This is a genomic window from Streptomyces sp. SolWspMP-5a-2 (assembly GCF_900091845.1).
In the GTDB taxonomy this organism is placed as follows: Bacteria; Actinomycetota; Actinomycetes; order Streptomycetales; family Streptomycetaceae; genus Streptomyces; species Streptomyces doudnae.
In genome coordinates, this window is record NZ_FMCI01000392.1 from 37410 (window position 1) to 54932 (window position 17523).

At 70.7% G+C, this 17523-nt stretch carries 19 protein-coding genes and 1 pseudogene; 8 read left to right on the forward strand and 12 right to left on the reverse strand.

The genetic code is table 11. The features are described 5' to 3' along the window. Nucleotides 1-63: 63 nt before the first annotated feature. From GA0115242_RS38685 to GA0115242_RS38695, 3 genes are all read right to left on the reverse strand, one after another. Entirely contained in the window at nt 64-591 is a 528-nt protein-coding gene (locus GA0115242_RS38685) for a hypothetical protein (RefSeq protein WP_093836332.1), read from the reverse strand. Nucleotides 592-611: 20 nt separating this feature from the next. Continuing rightward, nucleotides 612-1703 carry a NucA/NucB deoxyribonuclease domain-containing protein gene (locus GA0115242_RS42375; protein WP_093836377.1) on the reverse strand — a complete coding sequence of 364 codons (1092 nt, stop codon included), beginning with the start codon at nt 1701-1703 and terminating at the stop codon, nt 612-614. 110 nt (nt 1704-1813) lie between these two features. Beyond that, nucleotides 1814-3127 carry a hypothetical protein gene (locus GA0115242_RS38695; protein ID WP_202556610.1) on the reverse strand — a complete coding sequence of 438 codons (1314 nt, stop codon included), beginning with the start codon at nt 3125-3127 and terminating at the stop codon, nt 1814-1816. Between the two features lie 185 nt (nt 3128-3312). Here GA0115242_RS38695 and GA0115242_RS38700 point away from each other — a divergent pair, with 185 nt between their 5' ends. The 4 genes and pseudogenes from GA0115242_RS38700 to GA0115242_RS38710 all read left to right on the forward strand — a co-directional run bounded on the left by GA0115242_RS38700 (nt 3313) and on the right by GA0115242_RS38710 (nt 4986). Next, nucleotides 3313-3543 carry a hypothetical protein gene (locus GA0115242_RS38700; protein ID WP_141721921.1) on the forward strand — a complete coding sequence of 77 codons (231 nt, stop codon included), beginning with the start codon at nt 3313-3315 and terminating at the stop codon, nt 3541-3543. Further along, entirely contained in the window at nt 3540-4175 is a 636-nt protein-coding gene (locus GA0115242_RS38705; RefSeq protein WP_093836335.1) for an IS3 family transposase, read from the forward strand. Before GA0115242_RS38700 ends, GA0115242_RS38705 begins: the two co-directional genes overlap by 4 nt. Before the next feature lie 15 nt (nt 4176-4190). Next, nucleotides 4191-4401, forward strand: a pseudogene (locus tag GA0115242_RS42210) (IS30 family transposase); the annotation flags it as partial. 114 nt (nt 4402-4515) lie between these two features. Continuing rightward, complete coding sequence (locus tag GA0115242_RS38710) at nt 4516-4986, forward strand: transposase family protein (protein ID WP_093836336.1); 471 nt, start codon at nt 4516-4518, stop codon at nt 4984-4986. A 141-nt stretch (nt 4987-5127) separates the two neighbouring features. Here the strand turns inward: GA0115242_RS38710 and GA0115242_RS41160 are convergent, their stop codons facing one another. Continuing rightward, on the reverse strand, nt 5128-5328 hold the full coding sequence (locus GA0115242_RS41160) for a hypothetical protein (RefSeq protein ID WP_176730004.1): 201 nt from the start codon (nt 5326-5328) through the stop codon (nt 5128-5130). Between the two features lie 398 nt (nt 5329-5726). On the opposite strand from GA0115242_RS41160, the gene GA0115242_RS38720 reads away from it, so the two are divergent. After that, nucleotides 5727-6104 (forward strand): hypothetical protein, encoded by a 378-nt coding sequence (locus tag GA0115242_RS38720; RefSeq protein ID WP_093836338.1) that lies wholly within the window; start codon nt 5727-5729, stop codon nt 6102-6104. A 127-nt stretch (nt 6105-6231) separates the two neighbouring features. Here GA0115242_RS38720 and GA0115242_RS38725 read toward each other — a convergent pair whose 3' ends face one another. From GA0115242_RS38725 to GA0115242_RS38760, 8 genes are read right to left on the reverse strand one after another with little or no spacing between them, the layout of a single operon-like run. Next, nucleotides 6232-6867 carry a 3-oxoacid CoA-transferase subunit B gene (locus GA0115242_RS38725; RefSeq protein WP_093836339.1) on the reverse strand — a complete coding sequence of 212 codons (636 nt, stop codon included), beginning with the start codon at nt 6865-6867 and terminating at the stop codon, nt 6232-6234. Further along, nucleotides 6864-7619, reverse strand: coding sequence for a CoA transferase subunit A (locus GA0115242_RS38730; RefSeq protein WP_093836378.1), 756 nt, complete (start codon nt 7617-7619; stop codon nt 6864-6866). Before GA0115242_RS38730 ends, GA0115242_RS38725 begins: the two co-directional genes overlap by 4 nt. Further along, a complete protein-coding gene (locus GA0115242_RS38735; protein ID WP_202556630.1) occupies nt 7619-8677 on the reverse strand; it encodes an enoyl-CoA hydratase/isomerase family protein in 1059 nt (352 codons plus the stop codon). Before GA0115242_RS38735 ends, GA0115242_RS38730 begins: the two co-directional genes overlap by 1 nt. Before the next feature lie 23 nt (nt 8678-8700). Next, nucleotides 8701-9876, reverse strand: coding sequence for an iron-containing alcohol dehydrogenase (locus GA0115242_RS38740; RefSeq protein WP_093836341.1), 1176 nt, complete (start codon nt 9874-9876; stop codon nt 8701-8703). Continuing rightward, on the reverse strand, nt 9873-10847 hold the full coding sequence (locus tag GA0115242_RS38745; RefSeq protein WP_256089855.1) for a 3-keto-5-aminohexanoate cleavage protein: 975 nt from the start codon (nt 10845-10847) through the stop codon (nt 9873-9875). Before GA0115242_RS38745 ends, GA0115242_RS38740 begins: the two co-directional genes overlap by 4 nt. After that, entirely contained in the window at nt 10834-11589 is a 756-nt protein-coding gene (locus GA0115242_RS38750; protein WP_093836342.1) for an HpcH/HpaI aldolase family protein, read from the reverse strand. The genes GA0115242_RS38745 and GA0115242_RS38750 overlap by 14 nt, the downstream gene beginning before the upstream one ends. Next, nucleotides 11586-12512, reverse strand: a complete 927-nt coding sequence (locus GA0115242_RS38755) for a hypothetical protein (protein ID WP_093836343.1) — start codon at nt 12510-12512, stop codon at nt 11586-11588. The genes GA0115242_RS38750 and GA0115242_RS38755 overlap by 4 nt, the downstream gene beginning before the upstream one ends. A 29-nt stretch (nt 12513-12541) precedes the next feature. Next, nucleotides 12542-13435: a DUF6282 family protein gene (locus tag GA0115242_RS38760; protein WP_093836344.1), complete on the reverse strand. Its 894-nt coding sequence runs from the start codon at nt 13433-13435 to the stop codon at nt 12542-12544. A 252-nt stretch (nt 13436-13687) separates the two neighbouring features. On the opposite strand from GA0115242_RS38760, the gene GA0115242_RS38765 reads away from it, so the two are divergent. Genes GA0115242_RS38765 through GA0115242_RS38775 form a run of 3 tightly spaced genes read left to right on the forward strand, consistent with a single transcriptional unit; the run spans nt 13688 to nt 17459 of the window. Next, nucleotides 13688-14455 carry an IclR family transcriptional regulator gene (locus GA0115242_RS38765; RefSeq protein ID WP_093836345.1) on the forward strand — a complete coding sequence of 256 codons (768 nt, stop codon included), beginning with the start codon at nt 13688-13690 and terminating at the stop codon, nt 14453-14455. Nucleotides 14456-14499: 44 nt separating this feature from the next. Further along, nucleotides 14500-15843: an MFS transporter gene (locus GA0115242_RS38770; protein WP_093836346.1), complete on the forward strand. Its 1344-nt coding sequence runs from the start codon at nt 14500-14502 to the stop codon at nt 15841-15843. Continuing rightward, nucleotides 15840-17459, forward strand: a complete 1620-nt coding sequence (locus GA0115242_RS38775; protein ID WP_093836347.1) for an amidohydrolase — start codon at nt 15840-15842, stop codon at nt 17457-17459. Before GA0115242_RS38770 ends, GA0115242_RS38775 begins: the two co-directional genes overlap by 4 nt. Nucleotides 17460-17523 lie beyond the last annotated feature (64 nt).

The following is a 17523-nucleotide window of genomic DNA, read 5'->3' on the forward strand; positions in this document are numbered from 1 at the left end:
CGCCATCTCACCACCCGATGTCGCCCCACCTGACGGTGCGCCAAAACCAGGTCGGACCGGGTTCTATTCTTCGTCGTCCACCGGTTCTGGGTCTCGGAGGAACCACAGGTCGAGGGTGTAGCGTTCCACGACCGGTGACATTTCGAGCACACGGCGAACATCTTCAACAGTGTCGAACTGCTGGCGTTCCCCCCGGATATTCTGGTCGTAGTATTCAGCCGCAGCCTGTCGGCCAGTCCACCATGCGTGACCGGCGTAGACTCCCGGGCGCGGCAACCTGGTTGTGCCAGCGGGACCGGAAGTGAGCTGGTTTACGACCACTTCACCGGTTTCCGACTCCAGGCAGATTTCGATCCAGCCTTCGACGCCCTCGGGGGGATCCTGAGGGTCGTCCCAGACTCGGATAGCGACCTCGACGCGCAAATCTGGTTGCAGAGTACGGAGATAAAGGTGGTAGCCGTTTCCGGCGACCACTTCAGTCACAGCCCGGCCCCAGGCTTCCTCGTCGCCTTCGTACGCATCGGCGTCATAGACCTCGATCACGCAGCGGTCCGGCCGGGCATTTGTGCGATACTCCGTGATGAGCGTCATGATCGAGAGTTTTCTCCGCGTTACGGGATGATGGTGACATAGAAGGCGTCACCGTCGAGGACGCGATTCAACGTGTATACGGCGTTCAGTCGGTTACCTCCTTTTCCGTTGTCGGTCCCGTCGATGAGTCTGGCCGAGTAGCGCAAGTTGTCCTCTCCGCGCTCCTTGGTGCTGGCGAAAGGGTACTCGTCGCATTCCAGACCGGTTCCAGAATAGTCACCCCACACGTCCTTGCAGGCCTTGATGGCCTGTTCCCTGTTGGCATCCCTCTTCGCGGTATCGGTCAGCCGGTGGAGCGGCTCCTGCGCGCCAGGGACGGTTTTACCGGTCCATGAGGGGAATGTCCGCTCCGGGAACTGCTGGGCATCGAGAATGTGGCGAGCGCTCTGTTCGACCTCGGGATCGCTCAGGCTGAGCTGGAGTTCGACGCGTGCACCGGTGAAGACGGTGCCCTGGTACTTGCCGGCCACCGGTCCAGCGTAGTCGAAGCGGATGTCGGAGTGGGCCATGTCCGGTTCGATCCACGGTACGGCGGTCGGTGAGGTGATCGTCATGGCCAGGGTGATCCGGCCGGCGACGATCTGCGAGTTGGCCGGGTCGTAGCCGCCGGTGTCAGGTGAGGTGTAGGTGACGGTCCACTGCGGGACGGCCACCCATTCGGCGAGCAGAGCGCTGCGCAGGGTGTCTGCCGGCGGCGTGATGACCGGGTCGGCGCCTGAGCCTCCGAGGTTGACGGCATCGGAGTACTGCTGGCTGAGGACCCAGGTGGCGGGGTCGTCGCCGCCGCTGACGGACACCGGCACTATGTTCTCGATGCTGCTCACGTAGTCCACTCGGCGGGAGCCGTCGTAGGCGAAGCCGAGGACCCACAGATCGAACGTCAGGTGACCGAGGATCTCCCCGTTGGCCCTCTTGAGGGTGAGGCTGACGGGCTGGTGCACGCAGGTCTCGAAGCGGCTCTTGACCCAGCCGGTCGTCGAGTTAGCCTCGGAATGGTCGGCGCATTCGGCGCGGAGGTCATCAGCCTCGGCAGCCAGCGCGGCGGTCGTCGGCTGCCGCAGCTGAGCGGCCGTCGCCGCTTCTGCTGTCGACGTCGGTCCCAGGATGGCCACGAGGGTGGCGAAGGCGGCCAGGACCGTGGTGATCAGTCTCGGCCCGTGGGCGAGGCCGGATGCTCGGCGCGCAGACCGGGAAGTCGCGCGACGGTTTGCGTGGAGTCGTATCAGCTGCACATCGTCCCCCAGCAGGCGTCGAGGAGTCGGCCGGTCACTGCCGAGTAGGTGGCCCGGAAGCCGTGGAACATGCGACCGCGCTGCTCCAGGCCGTGCGTCGAGGATGGGGAATCCACGGTCCAGGCAGCGTCCGTGGCGCCGGAACCGGCAGCCGGAGACGCTGTTGCGGTGTTCTCCGCGGCAGTGATGTCCAGTTCCTGGGCCGGGACGTCGAAGGACGCGGCTGCCCGTGCCAGGATCTGCTCGCGGCTGGCGCCGGAGGCGCTGGAAGCAGACGTCCGGGCTGCGTCCGTGTCCTCGGCGGCCAGCGCGGCTTCGTTGCACCGCTGCATGGTCCGGACGCACTGCGCCAGTCCCGGAACGGTGGTCAGGCAGTTGTCCGGATCCTCCGCGATGCATGCGGCGAGTGCCGTCTGGTCGACCCCGTTATAGGTCCCGTGCGTCGCCAACGGCGAGGTATCCGCTGAGGACGACTGTCGGCTGGACAGACCCTGTTCGAGACCGGCAGAGCCGTCGACTGATTGCAGCGTCGTGGGTCCCGGCTTGGCCACGGCGAGTTGTGTGAAGGTGGTGTTGTCGGTCAGTTTCATGTCGAAGCAGTAGGGCGCGGTGCTGCCCTGACCGCAGAGGCCCAGGGAGGCGACCTGCGCGGTGTCGGTGGTCGCGGCGCGGTACCAGGTCTTGTTCTCGGCCATGTACTGCACGCGGTTGGCGATCTGCGGAACCGTGAGGTACTGAGGGCCCATCACTTCCAGGCCGATGTCGATCCGGTTCGCGTTGCCCCGTGGCACGGCCAGTTGTCCGGTGGTGCTGCCGACCCAGTTGAAGTCATAGAGCACGTCCCACTGGTCGGTGTTGTCCTGGCGCAGCACGATGTATGTGTGGTTCGTTCCGTCCGGCGTCGAGGGATTCGTGCCGGCTGTGATGGCTTCCGTGTGACCACCGCTGTCGCTCAGCTCAGTCCAGCGCGGACCGTAGGCGGACGTCGACGTACCCGTCTTCTCGGCGTAGAGACCGACCTGGATGTTGTCGGCGAACAGGCCGCCCTCGGTATTGGGCGTCATCGTGAGGTAGTTGCCCGCGGACACGGTCGTGCCGCCGGTCGAGCCACTGGTGAACGTGACGGGCACGTTTCGCCAGGTGGCGAAGGCACCGATCACCGGTTCGCCCGGCTGTGTGCAAGCGACGCCCCAGAAGATAATCGAGGCTTCGTGCTCGATCTGACAGCTTGTCGTCGGCGGGCTCGCTGACGCCGGAGACGCGGTGGTCAGTGGTAGGACAACGGCGGCTATGGCTGCGGACAAGGCGGGAAGAAGTCTTCTTCGCACGCGCAACGGCCTTCCATTCGGTGATCGAATAAGCGATCGAGATACTGTCCGATGCATGCAGAGGCCACACACATGTGTCGGAACATGGCTGGAACCGCCGGGTCGTGTACCTCGGCGATCAGGGGAAGGCCGTGCTCGGGTCTCCGTTCACGGACGGCACAGTGGCTCGAGCTTCACCGCACGGTGACCGCTCGGTCGGTCAGATCGCCAAGGACTTCGATCTGACCGAGACCGCGGTGCGGCTGTGGGTCAGCGCTGCGGGCGAGCGGGACGGCCTGACCAGCAGCGAACGCGAGGAGTTGGCCGCGCTGCGGCGGGAGAGGCGCCGTCTGCATGAGGACGTCGAGGTCCTCACGCGTGCGACGGCTTTCTTCGTGAAGGAGACCCGGTGACGGTGGACCCGTTCATCGAGGCGGAGAAGCGTGCAGGTCACAGCGTGAAGCGAGCGTGTGAGCTGCTGAAGGTCTCCCGGACCGCCTTCTGTGCCCGGCGCGCTGCAAAGCCTGGTCCCCGCGTGGTCCGTGACGCCGAACTGGCGGGACAGATCACCGATGTCCACGCACGATCGCGGGGAACCTACGGTGCCCCGCGCGTCCATGCCGCGCTCAGACGGGCGGGTGCCGGGTGCGGGCGGCGCCGGGTCACGCGGCTGATGCGGGCAGTCGGCCTGCAAGGCAGGCATCGCAGACGGCGGCACTTGACGACGGTCCCTGATCCGAAACCTGTTCTGCGGCCCGATCTCATCACCCGCGACTTCCAGCCCGACCCCGACGGGCTGAATACCCGCTGGTGCGGCGACATCACCTACATCGCCACGGAAGAAGGCTGGCTCTACCAGTCCACCGTCATCGACATCGCCTCCCGCCGCGTGGTCGGCTGGACAACAGCTGATCACCTGCGGACCGATCCGATCGCCGATGCCCTCACGGCCGCCCGCCGACAACGTCGCCCCACCTGTCTGGTGATCTTCCACTCGGACCGCGGATGCCAAAAACGGATGCAACTAATCGTCGCAACACCTTGATCGGGAGGTGGAACGATGGGTGCTGTGGAGCGGCACAAGCAGGTACGTGCGTATCGGGGGGTCGGTGCCGTCGCTGGGCAGACCGTCGGTGGCCTGGCGCGAGGGCAGGGTCAGGCTCTGGACGGCGATCGCTCGGGGTGCCAAGACCGAGGATGCGTGCAGTACTGCGGGGGTGTCCGGGCCGGTGGGGTTCCGCTGGTTCTGGCACGCTGGCGGCGTGAATCCATGAGCTGATTCCAACCTGTCGGCGATGTAGACCAGTTGGGCGGCTCTGCAACCCGATGAAGCTCCTGGTAGGAGGTGTCACAGCCAAGATCCACTGCCCCACCAGGAGCTTCGCGTGCTTGTCCACCCGTCGTCTATGGATCTGTCCAGACGCACCTCGCGGTACCTGAGTGCTCGGCTGCATGCCCGGAGCGGGGAGATCGAGGCGCGCTGGCGACGTCTGCCCGCAGGACGACAGGCCCTGCTCGCTCTGGCTCACCTGCGGTGCGGTGCCGGGTCCGTCCACGACCTGATCGCCGCACGGACCCATGGGATCGTCGACGCGCTCGCCACGGGCGAGCTGAAGTGCTGGGCGGACAAGGCGTACCAGGGAGCCGACCACCCCATCCGCGTCCCGTTCCGAGGTCGTCGCCTCAAGCGATGGCAGCGTCGGCACAACAGCACACACGCCAAGATCCGCTGCCTCGGCGAGCAGGCCATGGCAACTCTGAAGGGCTGGCGCCTTCTGCGAAGACTCCGCTGCAGCATCACCCGCATCACCGCGATCGTCCAGGCCGTTCTTGTCCTTCACCACGCTTCGACGTGAAGTTGGAAAGGCTCCATGTATCCGACGCATCTCATGTTCTTCGCTCAGATCACTGTTGGTTCGTGAGTCGTGAGTCAGGAATAGGGCTCAGTTCAATGAGGGCGATCGTGGTGTCGATGACGCACCGGAGACACAAGCGGCTCACACCACATCCGAGCCGGGGGCGGAGACGGCTCCGATGTCCTCCGTCCCACGGTGGAACTCCCTCTTGCTCTGTGGGTAGGCGTGGCCGGAGTCAGGGAGCAGGTAACCGGAGTTCGTGCCGTCGGCGTGGCCTAGTGCCTCCAGGCGGGGCCCGAGGTGGACGACCTCGTCGGGGTGGCGGGCGAGGCGCGCGAGCATCCAGGCGACCTCGGCATCCGTACCTGGCCCGAGCGAGGCGGCCAGACGGCGGGACTCCCACGTCGTCCGCGGAGCCAGAACCCATCGCCACATCCATACCCGCGCCCCGCCCTTCCGGAGCGCGGGCGGCGTGCTGTCCTGCGGGGCGGGCTGGTCGCCGCGCGCATGCTGTCCGAGGTCGGCCACAGCGCGAGTCTCCTGGCATCACACAAACGCCCGGCGGCGACCCGGACCGCCTCCACCACAACGAGTGAGACCGACTCGCACTCGCGCGCGGTTGACGTGCGGTCGTTGCATCACCCGCAGCCTCTCGCGCTGCTGATGCCTGGTGCGGCTCTGCCCGGCGGCGGGGGTCCGTAGAGTTCGAGCCCCGTCGAGGTCGGCAGCAGGAGAATCACGTGCATCCACTGGCAGTTGAGCAGCGTTTCCTCGAGAAGGCAGGAAGGATCCGCGGGTGGGGTGTCGCGCTGCTGATCCTCGCCGCACTGTGCTGGGTCTACGCCGTCTGGCAGGTCCTCGTACCGTACGGCTCCACCTATCAGGCGATCGACTGCCCCGCGCCCGTGAACGCCGAGCCCCGGGACCTCTACGTCCCCAGCACCGGAGACCGGCACAACGACGCCTTGCAGTGCGCCTCCGACCGGAACTGGCCCGGACCGCTGGCCGCCCTGGCGTTCTCCGTCCCCCTCTCCGCGACGGGCGCCGCGCTGGTGACCGCCGGAACGGCAGCCGTGTGGCTGCGCAGCCACGACCAGGCGGTACGGCAGGCGACGTGAGCCGCCCCGCCCTGTCCAGGAGCACACCCAGCCGCAGCCCAGGCACCGGCACCGGCACCGGCAGAACCCGCGCCGACATGTCCCCCGCCGTCCCCCGCGATCCCCACCCGGCGCCGGGCCCCCGCCCTCACCCGGCCCGTGTCACCGGAGCCGCCGTCGCGGCCGCCACGTCCTCCGCGGTCACCCCCGGTGCCGTCTCCACCAGGGCGAAGCCGTCGTCCGTGATGTCCAGGACGCCCAGGTCGGTGATCACCCGGTGGACGACACCGCGGCCCGTGAGGGGCAGGGCACAGGTGTCGACGAGTTTCGGGCGTCCGTCCCGGTCGCGGTGCTCCATGAGGACGATGACCCGCCGCGCCCCGTGGACCAGGTCCATCGCGCCGCCCATGCCCTTGATCATCTTGCCGGGGACGGACCAGTTGGCGAGGTCTCCGTGGCGGGAGACCTGCATGCCGCCGAGGATCGCGACGTCCAGGTGGCGTCCGCGGATCATCCCGAAGGAGAGGGCCGACTCGAAGAGAGCGGCTCCGGGGCGGAGCGTGACGGTCTCCTTGCCCGCGTTGATCAGGTCGGGGTCGACCTGGTGCGCGGCCGGGTACGGTCCCGTCCCCAGGATGCCGTTCTCGCTGTGCAGGACGACCTCGACACCGGCGGGGACCTGTCCCGCCACCAGGGTGGGCAGGCCGATGCCGAGGTTCACGTACTGCCCGTCGCGCAGTTCCGCCGCCGCGCGGGCCGCCATCTCGGTACGGGTCCAGCTCATGACGGGGCCTCCGCGGTGACGGTCCGCTTCTCGACGCGCTTGTCGGGGCGGGGCGCGTGGACGACGTGCTGGACGAAGACACCCGGCAGGTGCACGTCCTCGGGACGGAGCCGGCCAGGTTCGACCAGTTCCGCGACCTCGGCGACCGTGACGCGCCCCGCCATCGCCGCCGCCGGGTTGAAGTTGGCCGCCGTGCCCTCGAAGACGAGGTTGCCGTGCCGGTCGCCTCGGGCGGCGGCGACGAGCGCGAAGTCCGTGGTGATGGACTCCTCCAGCACGTACTCGCGGCCCTGGAAGACGCGCGTCTCGCGGGCGGGCGAGGCCACGGCGACGGAGCCGTCCCGGCCGTAGCGCCAGGGAATGCCGCCCTCGGCGATCTGGGTGCCCACGCCGGTGGGGGTGTAGAAGGCGGGGATGCCGCACCCGCCCGCCCGGAGGCGTTCGGCGAGGGTGCCCTGGGGGCACAGCTCGACCTCCAGTTCACCGGCGAGGTACTGCCGCGCGAACTCCTTGTTCTCGCCGACGTAGGAGCCGGTGACGCGGGCGATCCGGTGCCGGGCCAGGAGGACGCCCAGCCCCCAGTCGTCGACGCCGCAGTTGTTGGAGACCACTTCGAGGCCCTGGACGCCGCTGCGCTCGACGGCCCGGATGAGGGTCATGGGGATCCCGCACAGGCCGAACCCGCCCACGGCGAGGCTCGCGCCGTCGGCCAGTGCGGACAGGGCCCCTTCCGCGGTGGTGCGCTTGTCGATCACGACCCGCTCCTGCCCGCCGCCTGGTGGACGTCGTCGTCGGTCCACCGGGGTCGGGTACCGCGTTCGACCAGCGCGCAGCGGACGCCTTCGTCGAAGTCGTGGCCCGCGACGACCGTGCGCGCGGTGGCCAGTTCCCGGTCGAGGCAGGCGCGGAGCGGGTCGGTGGAGCCCAGGCGCAGCAGTTCGTCGGTGATGACCAGACTCGCGGGGCAGGCGGCGCGCAGGGCGGCGAGCGCGTCGTCCGCCTCTGGCAGGGCGGCCAGCGCCGTCGGCAGGTCGGCCAGCTCGGTGGTGACGAACGTCCGCAGGACCGTCTCCAGCGCGGCGGACCGGGCGGGGTCGGGGTCGGACGGCGGCGTGTGGGCGGCGTCGAGGGCGGCGACGCCGTCGCGGGCGAGTCGCGGTATCAGGTCGTCGAGCCGTTCCCGGGGTACGTGGTGGGTGGCCAGGCCGCTGCGGAGGGCGCCGACCGCGTCGGTGCGCGCTCCGGTCAGGCCGAGGTAGCGCCCCCAGCCGGGGGCCAGTCGGGGCAGGAAGTGGCTGGCGCCGACGTCGGGGAAGAACCCGATCGCGGTCTCGGGCATCGCCAGCACGCTGTGCTCGGTGACGACGCGGTGGCTGCCGTGGACGGAGAGTCCGAGTCCGCCGCCCATCGCCACGCCGTCCAGGACGGCCACGTACGGCTTGGGGTAGGTGGCGATCAGCTCGTCGAGCGCGTACTCGGCGGCGAAGAAGGCCATGGTGGTCTCCAGCCGTCCCGCGCGGATCTCCTCCCGCATCAGGCGGACGTCGCCGCCCGCGCAGAAGGCGCGGGGCGTGGTGCCGCGGACGACGACGGTGTGCACGGAGTCGTCGTCCGCCCACTGTTCGAGGTGGCGGGTGAGGTCGGCGACCATGGCCGGGGTGAGCGCGTTGAGCGCCTGCGGCCGGTCGAGCCAGAGCTGTCCGAGTCCGTTCTCGGCGCGCGCCTTCACCGGTCCGCCGGAGGCCGGTGGCCGGTGGGCGCGCTCGCCGGGCGGGCTCCCGGCGGGGGCGGGGGTGTCGATTCCTGGCACGGCGGTCTCTTTCGACGGGGCCGTCACGCGACGAGGGAGCGGTAGAGCCGCTCGATGTCGGCGCGGTCGGGCACGCGGGGGTTGTGGGCGGGCGAGCCGGAGGCGAGGGCCTGTTCGGCCATCGTGGGGGTCAGACGCAGCCAGCGGTCCCGGTCGATCCCGTACCGCTCGGGGCTGGGGACCGCGAGATCGGCGTTGAGGGCGCGGAGTTCGGCGAGGAGCGCGTGGGCGGCGCCCTCGTCGGACTCGCCCGGGGCGCTGAGCGCCATCGCGCGGGCGCAGTCGGCGTACCGGGTGACGGCGGCCGGCAGGGAGTAGGCGGTGACGGCGGGCAGCAGCATGGCGTTGGAGAGGCCGTGGGCGACGTGGAAGTGGGCGCCGACGGGACGGCTCATGCCGTGCACCAGGGCGACGGAGGCGTTGGAGAACGCCATGCCCGCCTGGGTGGAGGCCAGCATCATCGCCGCGCGCGCCGGGAGGTCGTCCGGGCGGGCGTGGGCGGTGCGCAGGTTTCGGCCGATGGCGGCCATGGCGGTGAGCGCGAGTCCGTCGGTGAACGGGGTGGCGCGGCGGCCGACATAGGACTCGATGGCGTGGGTGAGCGCGTCGATGCCGGTGTCGGCCGTGAGCCGGGGCGGCATCGCGACGGTCAGCAGCGGGTCCACGAACGCGGCCGTCGGCAGGAACGCCAGGCCGGAGCAGAGCATCTTCTCGTCGGTGGTGCCGGTGTCGTCGGTGATGATGGTGTAGCGGGTGCACTCCGAGCCGCTGCCCGCGGTGGTGGGGACCGCGACCAGGGGAAGCGCCGGGGTGTCGGTGACGGCGGGCGCCGCGTACTCCCGCATGGGGCGTCCGGTGGTCCCGAGCAGGGCGACCGCCTTCGCGGTGTCCATGGGGCTGCCGCCGCCGAGCCCGACGACGCAGTCGAAGTCGCCCCGGGTGAGGACGGCGACCGCGTCGAGGACGGAGGACACCGTGGGATCGGGACGGGTGCCGTCGTACACCTGGGCGTGGATGCCGTGCGCGGTCAGGCCGTCGGTGATCCGGCGGGCCGTTCCGTTGCCGGTGAGGAAGGCGTCCGTGACGATCAGCGGCCGGGACAGTCCCAGGGAGTCCAGGACCTCTCCGAGCTGGTCGGCGGCGCCGGGCCCGATCCGCAGCAGCCGGGGCAGGGCGACGGAGGCGACGGTGGTCGTCATCGCCGCACCGCCTCGTCCCGGTGCGGGCCGTCGGGGCGCGGCAGTTCCGTGTGCGCGGCGCCCTTGAGGGCGAGCACGCTCCGCGCCTGGTCAGGGGTGGCCGGGCGGCGGCCGATCTCGTCGAGGATCCGGGCGATCTTCTCGACCTGTTCGGCGTTGTCGCGGGCGAGTCGCCCGGCGCCGATGTAGAGGCTGTCCTCCAGGCCGACGCGTACGTGTCCGCCCAGTTGGGCGGCGTGGGTGGCGACGGCGAACTGGTGGCGCCCCGCGCCGAACGCCGAGAAGACGTAGTCCTCGCCGAAGAGCCGGTCGGCGGTGCGCACCATGTGCTGCACGTGGTCGAGATCCGGGCCGATGCCGCCGAGGACGCCGAAGACCCCCTGGATCAGGTAGGGCGGGCGGACCAGTCCGCGTCCGGCGAAGTGGGCCAGCGTGTAGAGGTGGCCGATGTCGTAGCACTCGAACTCGAACCGGGTGCCCAGCGCCTGGAGATCGCGCAGGACCGTCTCGATCTGGGTGAAGGTGTTGGAGAAGATCCGGTCGGCGGAACCGGTCAGGTACGTCTCCTCCCAGTCGTGGCGCCAGCGGGTGACTCGGCTCGCGGCGGGCGCGAAGTTGAAGTTCATCGACCCCATGTTCAAAGAGGCCAGTTCCGGTGCGAAGGCGCGGGCCGCCGCGAGGCGTTCGTCGAGGGTCATGACGGCGGAGCCGCCGGTGGTGATGTTGACGACGGCGTCGGTGCCCGCCGCGATCGGGGCGAGGAACCGGCGGAAGACGTCCGGATCGGAGCTGGGCCGCCCGTCGTGCGGGTCACGGGCGTGCAGATGGAGCACGGCGGCACCGGCACGGGCCGCGTCGAGGGCCTGCGCGGAGATCTCCTCCGGGGAGACCGGCAGGGCGTCGGACATGCTCGGGGTGTGGATGGCGCCGGTGACGGCACAGCTGATGATCGTGTGGTCAGTGTGTTGCACGGGAGCCTCCTCGCGGGCGCAGGGCCCGCACCGTGGCGACGGCGGCCTCGGCGAGCATCGAGGTGTCGTTGCCGACGACGACGAAGTCGAACCCCTGCTCCAGCAGCGCGCCGGCCGCCCGGGGCGTCGCCGTGGCCGCGCCGCAGGGCACACCGTTCTCCCGGGCGGCGGCGAGGACTTGCGCGCACAGGCCGGTGACCTCGGCCGAGGCGGGCGTCTGTCCGACGTCGAGGCCGATGTCGGCCGCGCCGACGAAAAGGGCGTCGACGCCCTCGACGGCGGCGATGGCCGCCGCGTTGCCGACGGCTTCCCGGCTCTCGATCTGCGGTACACAGAGCGCCGCGGTGCCGGAGTCCAGGTAGTCCTCCCGTGAGGCGAGTCCCCAGCGTCCGGCCCGGCTGGTGCCCCCGGCGCCGCGGCGGCCGTGCGGCGGGAAGCGGACGGCCGCCGCGGCCTCCCGGGCCTGCTCGACCGTGTCCACGTGAGGGATCAGGACGCCGGCCGCGCCCGCGTCCAGGAGCCGCTGGATGCGCGACGGGGTTCCGTCCGGCACCCGGACCAGCGGAGTCGTACCCAGCGCGGCGGCGACGGTGATCAGTTCGTAGGCGGTGCGGACGTCGAGCGGGGCGTGCTCCTGGTCGACGACGACGAAGTCGAATCCCGCGTGGGCGGCGATCTGCACGGACTCCAGGGCGGGCAGCTTCACCCAGGTGCCGATGCGCCCTCCGGTGAGTGCGGTCATGAGGTGTGCGTCTCCTCGGGGGCGGGGTAGTCGGCGGCGTTCAGGACCCAGCCCTCGCGGGCGGAGAAGTCGGCGCGGGGCGGGCTGAAGATGTCGATCAGCTCGTTCGCGCCCTCGCCGCAGGCCCGGGTGGTGTGCACGGTGGGCGGCGGGATGACGGCCACCGAGGGGCTGGCCACCTCGCGGTGCTCGTCGGGGCGCCACTGGTCCATGTCCGTCGTCCAGGGGGTGCGGATGTGGTGTTCGAAGCGGCCCGCCACGGCGAGCGAGCACTGCTGGAAGTCGTCGTGGTGGTGCGGCGACAGCTTGTTGCGTGCCCGGGGGCCGTCGGTCGGGTCGAGGAAGTTGACCATGAAGGAGCGCGTCCGGTAGATCCGCCCGAACCGCCCGGCCTCGGCGGGCACCTCGTCGGGCAGGTACACCCGCAGCCGGTCGCCGTCCGCGGGCGCGGGCCAGGGCACGAGGGGGGCGACCCGGGCGTGCGGCTCGGCGTAGTCGGCGGCGTTGGCCGCGAGGGCGGCGATGTCGGCGGTGCGGTGGTCGAAGAGGCGGACCACCTGGGTGCCGGTCCTGGCGGTCAGCCGGGACGGGCCGGGCGGCACCACGATCAGCGCCCTGCCCCGGACGTCCCGGGCGCCGTCCGCCGATTCGACGGCGACGTGCGCGTCCGGCGCGGTGAGCAGCACCGCGTACTCGTGCTCCTGGACGGCGCGTTCCAGCACCTGCCCGGCGCCGAGCCGGGACAGGGTGAGGAGGAAGTTCTGTCCGCGCACCACCCAGGTGGCGCCGGAGGAGGCGTCCTCGGTCGCGGGCGCGTCGTCGAACTCGTGGTACCAGGGCGCCGCGACGGGCGCGTCGGCGGCGACGGCAGCCCGGGGGGCGGCCGTGGGCAGGGTGGAGCGTGGATCGGTGGGGTCGTACACGGTGTCCCTCCCGGGAATCGTCAGACGGTTCAGTCGAGACCCATGAGGTGGGTGGGGTTGTCGACGAGCATGCGGCGGAGGTCCTTCTCGGCGACGCCGTGGTCGAGGAGCGCCGTCGTGACCTCGATGAAGGCGTCGACGGGCCGGGTGCGTCCGATCTGGCCGAGGTCGGAGGCGAGCACGGTGCGCTCGGTCCCGACGGCCTCGATCCACTCCAGCAGGACCTCGATGCCGAAGTGCGGGTGGTCGTCGGGGAGGTACATGCCGACCTCGTGCTCCATGAACACTCCGCGCCGGGAGAGTTCGACGCCCTGGTCGAGGGTGAGGTCGCTGATGAAGTTGGGGTGGCTCGCCACCATCCGCTCGACGCCGCGCTCCGCGCCCAGCGCGAACAGCTCCGCCATGTCGTCGGGGTGGAGGTGGCCGCCGTTGAGGACGGTTCCCGTCTCGGCGACGACGTCGACGACCTGGCCCACCTCGGGCCGCAGGCGGCCCTGTTCGTCGTGGAGGAGCACCGGCACGGTGGTGAGTTCGACCGTGCTGCGCGGGAAGCCGCCGGCGAGGGCCTCCTCCTGGAAGGCGATGTGGCGGCGGGAGGAGAAGGTCGGGAACCAGACGACCTTGCCGCCCATCCGCAGGCACATCTCCACCGCGTAGGGGTTGATGCCGCCGACCTGGTTGTTGAGCACGATCCCGCCGTAGACGCGGGTGCCGACGCCGTCGAAGGACCGGTGCGCGGCCTGGAGGTCCATGACGGTGTTGTGGTGGTGGGACTTGGCGACGAAGGCCCGCATCCTGATCCGGTCGCCGTCCCGTGCGCCGTCCACGTGATCGAACTCGCGGGGGAACGGGCCGGGCCCGGAGTGGCAGTGCATGTCGATCATGCCGTCCAGGATCCGGGCGACTACGGGGCTGACATCCATCGGGCTCTCCTCGCTTCCGGGGCTGCCCTTCGACCATGAAGGATCGCATTGCGAAATGTCAACGCGTCATGCGAACACACTCCGCGAGAGACATCCCCGGTTGAGGCGTTCGAAGAAAAGCTGTGCCAGCATCTTGTTCGCATGCAGGTTTCTGTGTTCGCATTCCGCCAGTGACGTCGCTCGGTGGCGCGTCACGCATGGTGCAGACTTCGTGATGCGAACACGCGGTCCTCATCACGAACGGAGTTCCTCATGGCGGAGAAGGGCGACGACGCTCGCTCCAGCGGCGACATCCAGGCGGTCGACCGCACGGCCCAGATCCTGCGTCTGTTCGGTCCGGAGACCCCGGAGCTGACAGCCGGCGAAGCGGCCGAGCGACTCGGGCTCAACCGGACCACCACCTACCGGTACTGCACCTCCCTGGTCGCCTCGGGGCTGCTGGAGCGTGGCAGCGCCCCGGGCAGCTACGCCCCGGGCGCGCTCCTGCTGCAACTGGGGGCCTTCGCCCTCGGGCGCCGCAAGGTGGTCGATCTCGCCCCCTCCTACATGCGGGAGCTGTGCTCGACCACCGGCCTGACCACGGTGCTCAGCCTCTGGGGGTCGACCGGCCCCATCGTCTCCCGGGTGGAGGAGGACGCCACCCGCACCGTCCTGGTGACCGTGCGGGTCGGCACCCAGCTGTCCCTCACCGCCGCCCAGAGCAAGGTCTTCCTCGCCCACATGTCCGACCAGCTGCGGGCCGACCGCCTGCTGGGCAGCCTGCCCGCCGTGGCGCGCGAGGAGCTGACCGAGGAGATCCGCACCCTCGCGGGCACCGACCAGGTGGCCATGAGCCCGGACGGCTTCGGCATCCACGCCATGGCCGCCCCGGTCTTCGACGAGTACGGCATCTGCGCCACCGTCGCCCTCGTCGCGACCGACGACCTGCTCCCCCTGGACGTCCACGGCGCCACCGCCCGGCATCTCAGGAACACCGCCCGCGCGCTCAGCCAGGCCATGGGCGGCGACAAGGACGCCTGACACCCGCACCGCCCCGGCCGCCGGGGCCCGAACGGAGGACACCGATGTCCACCACAGCCGAGACAGACACGCACACCGAGGAGTCGCGCCGCGCGGCCCTCCGCGGCGGGATCCTCGGGTACTACGCCGACCAGTTCGACATCTTCGTGCCGATCATCACTCTCGCCCCCGCGATGATCTACTTCGAGCCCGCCGACACCTCCAAGTCGACGGCCGCCCTGATCGCCGCGGCGGTCTTCGCGGCCACCCTCCTGGCCAGGCCCCTCGGCTCGGCGGTCTTCGGCTACTACGCCGACAAGGTCGGCCGGCGCATCACCACCATGGTGGCGGTCGCCGGGTTCGGGGTCTCGACGTTCGCCATCGGACTGCTCCCCGGGCACCAGCATCTCGGCATGGGGGCGATCGCCCTCCTGATCGGCCTGCGCTTCATCGGCGGCATCTTCCTCGGCGGGGAGTACGCCACCGCCGTACCGCTCGCGATGGAGTGGAGCCCGCGGCGCAGACGCGGTCTCGCCAGCGGGCTCATCACCTGCACCTCGCCGCTCGCCACCGCGTCGATCGCCGCGCTCAGCCTCTTCCTGCTCAGCGTCATCCCCCCGGACGGCGTGGACAGCGCCTACGTCCAGTGGGGCTGGCGCATCCCCTTCTTCATCGGCGGCCTGCTCGGGATCGTCCTCTTCGTCTACTACCGCAACAACGTCGAGGAGGCGCCCGCCTTCGAAGCCGCCGAACCGACCGGCTCACCCCTGCGGGAACTCCTCGGCGGCCGGCACCGGCGCGACCTCGCCCAGGTCTTCGTCCTCATGACCGGCGCCTGGCTCCTCACCAACGTCGCCGCGGCCGTCCTGCCCTCGATGCTCAGGACCGAGGTCGGGCTGCCCGACCGCACCGTGAGCGTCATCCTGCTCGTCTCCTCGCTCGTGTGCGTCGGCACCTTCGTCGGCTGCGCCCTGCTCTCGCAGCGCGTCGGGCGGCGCCGCTTCTACGCCTGTTTCGGGGTCGTGTCCGCCGTCGCCGCCTCCACCTGCTACGTCCTGCTCACCACGCTGGGGCCGGACGACACGGTCCTCGCGACCGTCCTGGCCGTCGGCGTCCAGACCACCACCATCTCCATGTACGGGCCGATCGCCGCCTACCTCACCGAACGGTTCCCGTCCGCCATCCGCGCCACCGGCTACGGCGTCGGCTACAGCCTCGCCCTGGTGATCCCCGCCTTCTACGCCTTCTACATCAGCGGCCTCGCGACGATCACCGGCACCGCTCTGGCGCCCGTCGTGCTCCTGGTGGTCGGCGGACTCCTGGTCGCGCTCGGCGGAGCGCTCGGCCCCGAGACCAAGGACGTCGACATGACGACCGGCGGCGCCACGGAGCCGGAGCCCCGCCCGTGACCGCGCTCGGCCCCGTGCCCCCGGCGCCGTCCGGCCCGGCACGTGTCCGCATCTTCACCGGGCCGCGCATCCTGGCGGGGGACGGCACCGAACCCGAGGCACTCGCCACACGCTCGGGCCGGATCATCGGCACCGGCACCCGCGGGGAACTGCGCGAGCGCCATCCGCACGCCGAGGAGACGGAACTCGACGGCGCGCTGCTCGTTCCCGGCTTCAACGACGCCCACTGCCACCCCTCCCAGGCGGCCCTCGCCCGCACCCGCGTCGACCTGGACGCGGTGGAGGACCCCGCGGCGCTGCGGGAGACCCTGCGGCGCCGAGCCCGGCAGGCACCTCCCGGCACCTGGGTCGTGGCGCAGCCTCATGACGAACACCGGCTGGGACCGCTGGACCGGGACCTCCTCGACCAGGTCTCCGAAACGCAGCCCATCGTCGTCATCCACTACTCGCTGCACCGTGCCGTGGTGAACAGCGCCGGACTCCGGCTCCTGCGCTACCGGACTCCCCGGGACGCGCCGTCCGGCGGCCGGCTCGGGACCCGCCCCGACGGAACCCTGGACGGACACCTCGTCGAGCGGGCCTGGCTCGACCCCTGGCTGCCGGGGTCGGGCAAGGTCTCGATCGCACAGCCCGGATCCCCCGAGCGGCAGCGGGCGGCGCTCGCCGAGGTCATCGCCGAACTGCACGCCAAGGGCATCACCTCCTTCTGCGACGCGCTGGTCACCCCCGTCGAGCAGAAGCTCTACGCCGATGCCCTCGCGGCGGGCGAACTCACCGCGCGGGTCGGCATGCTGCTCTGGCACGCGTACGCCGACCCGGCCCGGTTGCCGCCCCCCTCGCCGGCCCCCCACCGGCTGCGGACGGTCGGGGTGAAGATGATGCTCGACGGAGCACTGACGGGAGGAACCTGCCGCTGCCGGGATCCCTACAACAGCACCACGGGCACCGGCAACGGCCTCGAAGTCCTCTCCCCCGGCGAACTCGGTGACCTCGTCGGGCGCTTCCACCGTGCGGGGACGCGCGTCGCCGTGCACGCCAACGGCGACGAGGCCGTCCAGACCCTCCTGGAGGTGATCGAATCCCTGCCTCCGGGCACCCTCCGGCACCGCATCGAACACTGCAGCATCGTCGACGACCGGCTCATCGAGCGCATCGCCGCCACCCGCACCGTCGCCGTGCCGTTCGGCCCGTTCATCGCGCTCCACGGCGACAGACTGGTCGACTACTACGGGGAACGGGCCGAGATGATCTCCGCTCACCGTTCCCTGCGTGACGCCGATGTCACGGTGGCCGGTTCGTCGGACTACCCGCTGGCACCCGCCGACCCGTTGCTGGCCATCCGCTCGCTCGTCACCCGCACCACGGGTACGGGAAGAACGGTCGGCCCCCGGCAGCGCGTCGGCTTCAGGGACGCTCTCGACATCTACACGCACGGTTCGGCAGCCGCCTCGGGCGAAGCCGGGACCAAGGGAACCCTGACGGTCGGCCGACTCGCCGACTTCGCCGTCCTGGACACCGACCTCGGCGCGACCCCGCCCGAGGAGTGGGCCGAGGCACGGGTCAAGTCGACCTGGTCGGGAGGGAGATGCGTCTACAGCGACCGCCGTCGGCCGTGAGCCGCCCGCCGCCGCGAGCCGTCCTCCGCCGTGGGACGTGCCCCCTGCGCGGGCCGACGACGGC

Excerpts from the sequence above, each read along its gene's own strand:
- GA0115242_RS41160 (WP_176730004.1), bottom strand. The coding sequence starts at position 5,328 with ATGCTCGCGCGCCTCGCCCGCCACCCCGACGAGGTCGTCCACCTCGGG.
- GA0115242_RS38760 (WP_093836344.1), bottom strand. The coding sequence starts at position 13,435 with ATGGATGTCAGCCCCGTAGTCGCCCGGATCCTGGACGGCATGATCGAC.
- GA0115242_RS38740 (WP_093836341.1), bottom strand. The coding sequence starts at position 9,876 with ATGACGACCACCGTCGCCTCCGTCGCCCTGCCCCGGCTGCTGCGGATC.
- GA0115242_RS38765 (WP_093836345.1), top strand. The coding sequence starts at position 13,688 with ATGGCGGAGAAGGGCGACGACGCTCGCTCCAGCGGCGACATCCAGGCG.
- GA0115242_RS38770 (WP_093836346.1), top strand. The coding sequence starts at position 14,500 with ATGTCCACCACAGCCGAGACAGACACGCACACCGAGGAGTCGCGCCGC.
- GA0115242_RS38685 (WP_093836332.1), bottom strand. The coding sequence starts at position 591 with ATGACGCTCATCACGGAGTATCGCACAAATGCCCGGCCGGACCGCTGC.
- GA0115242_RS38750 (WP_093836342.1), bottom strand. The coding sequence starts at position 11,589 with ATGACCGCACTCACCGGAGGGCGCATCGGCACCTGGGTGAAGCTGCCC.
- GA0115242_RS38725 (WP_093836339.1), bottom strand. The coding sequence starts at position 6,867 with ATGAGCTGGACCCGTACCGAGATGGCGGCCCGCGCGGCGGCGGAACTG.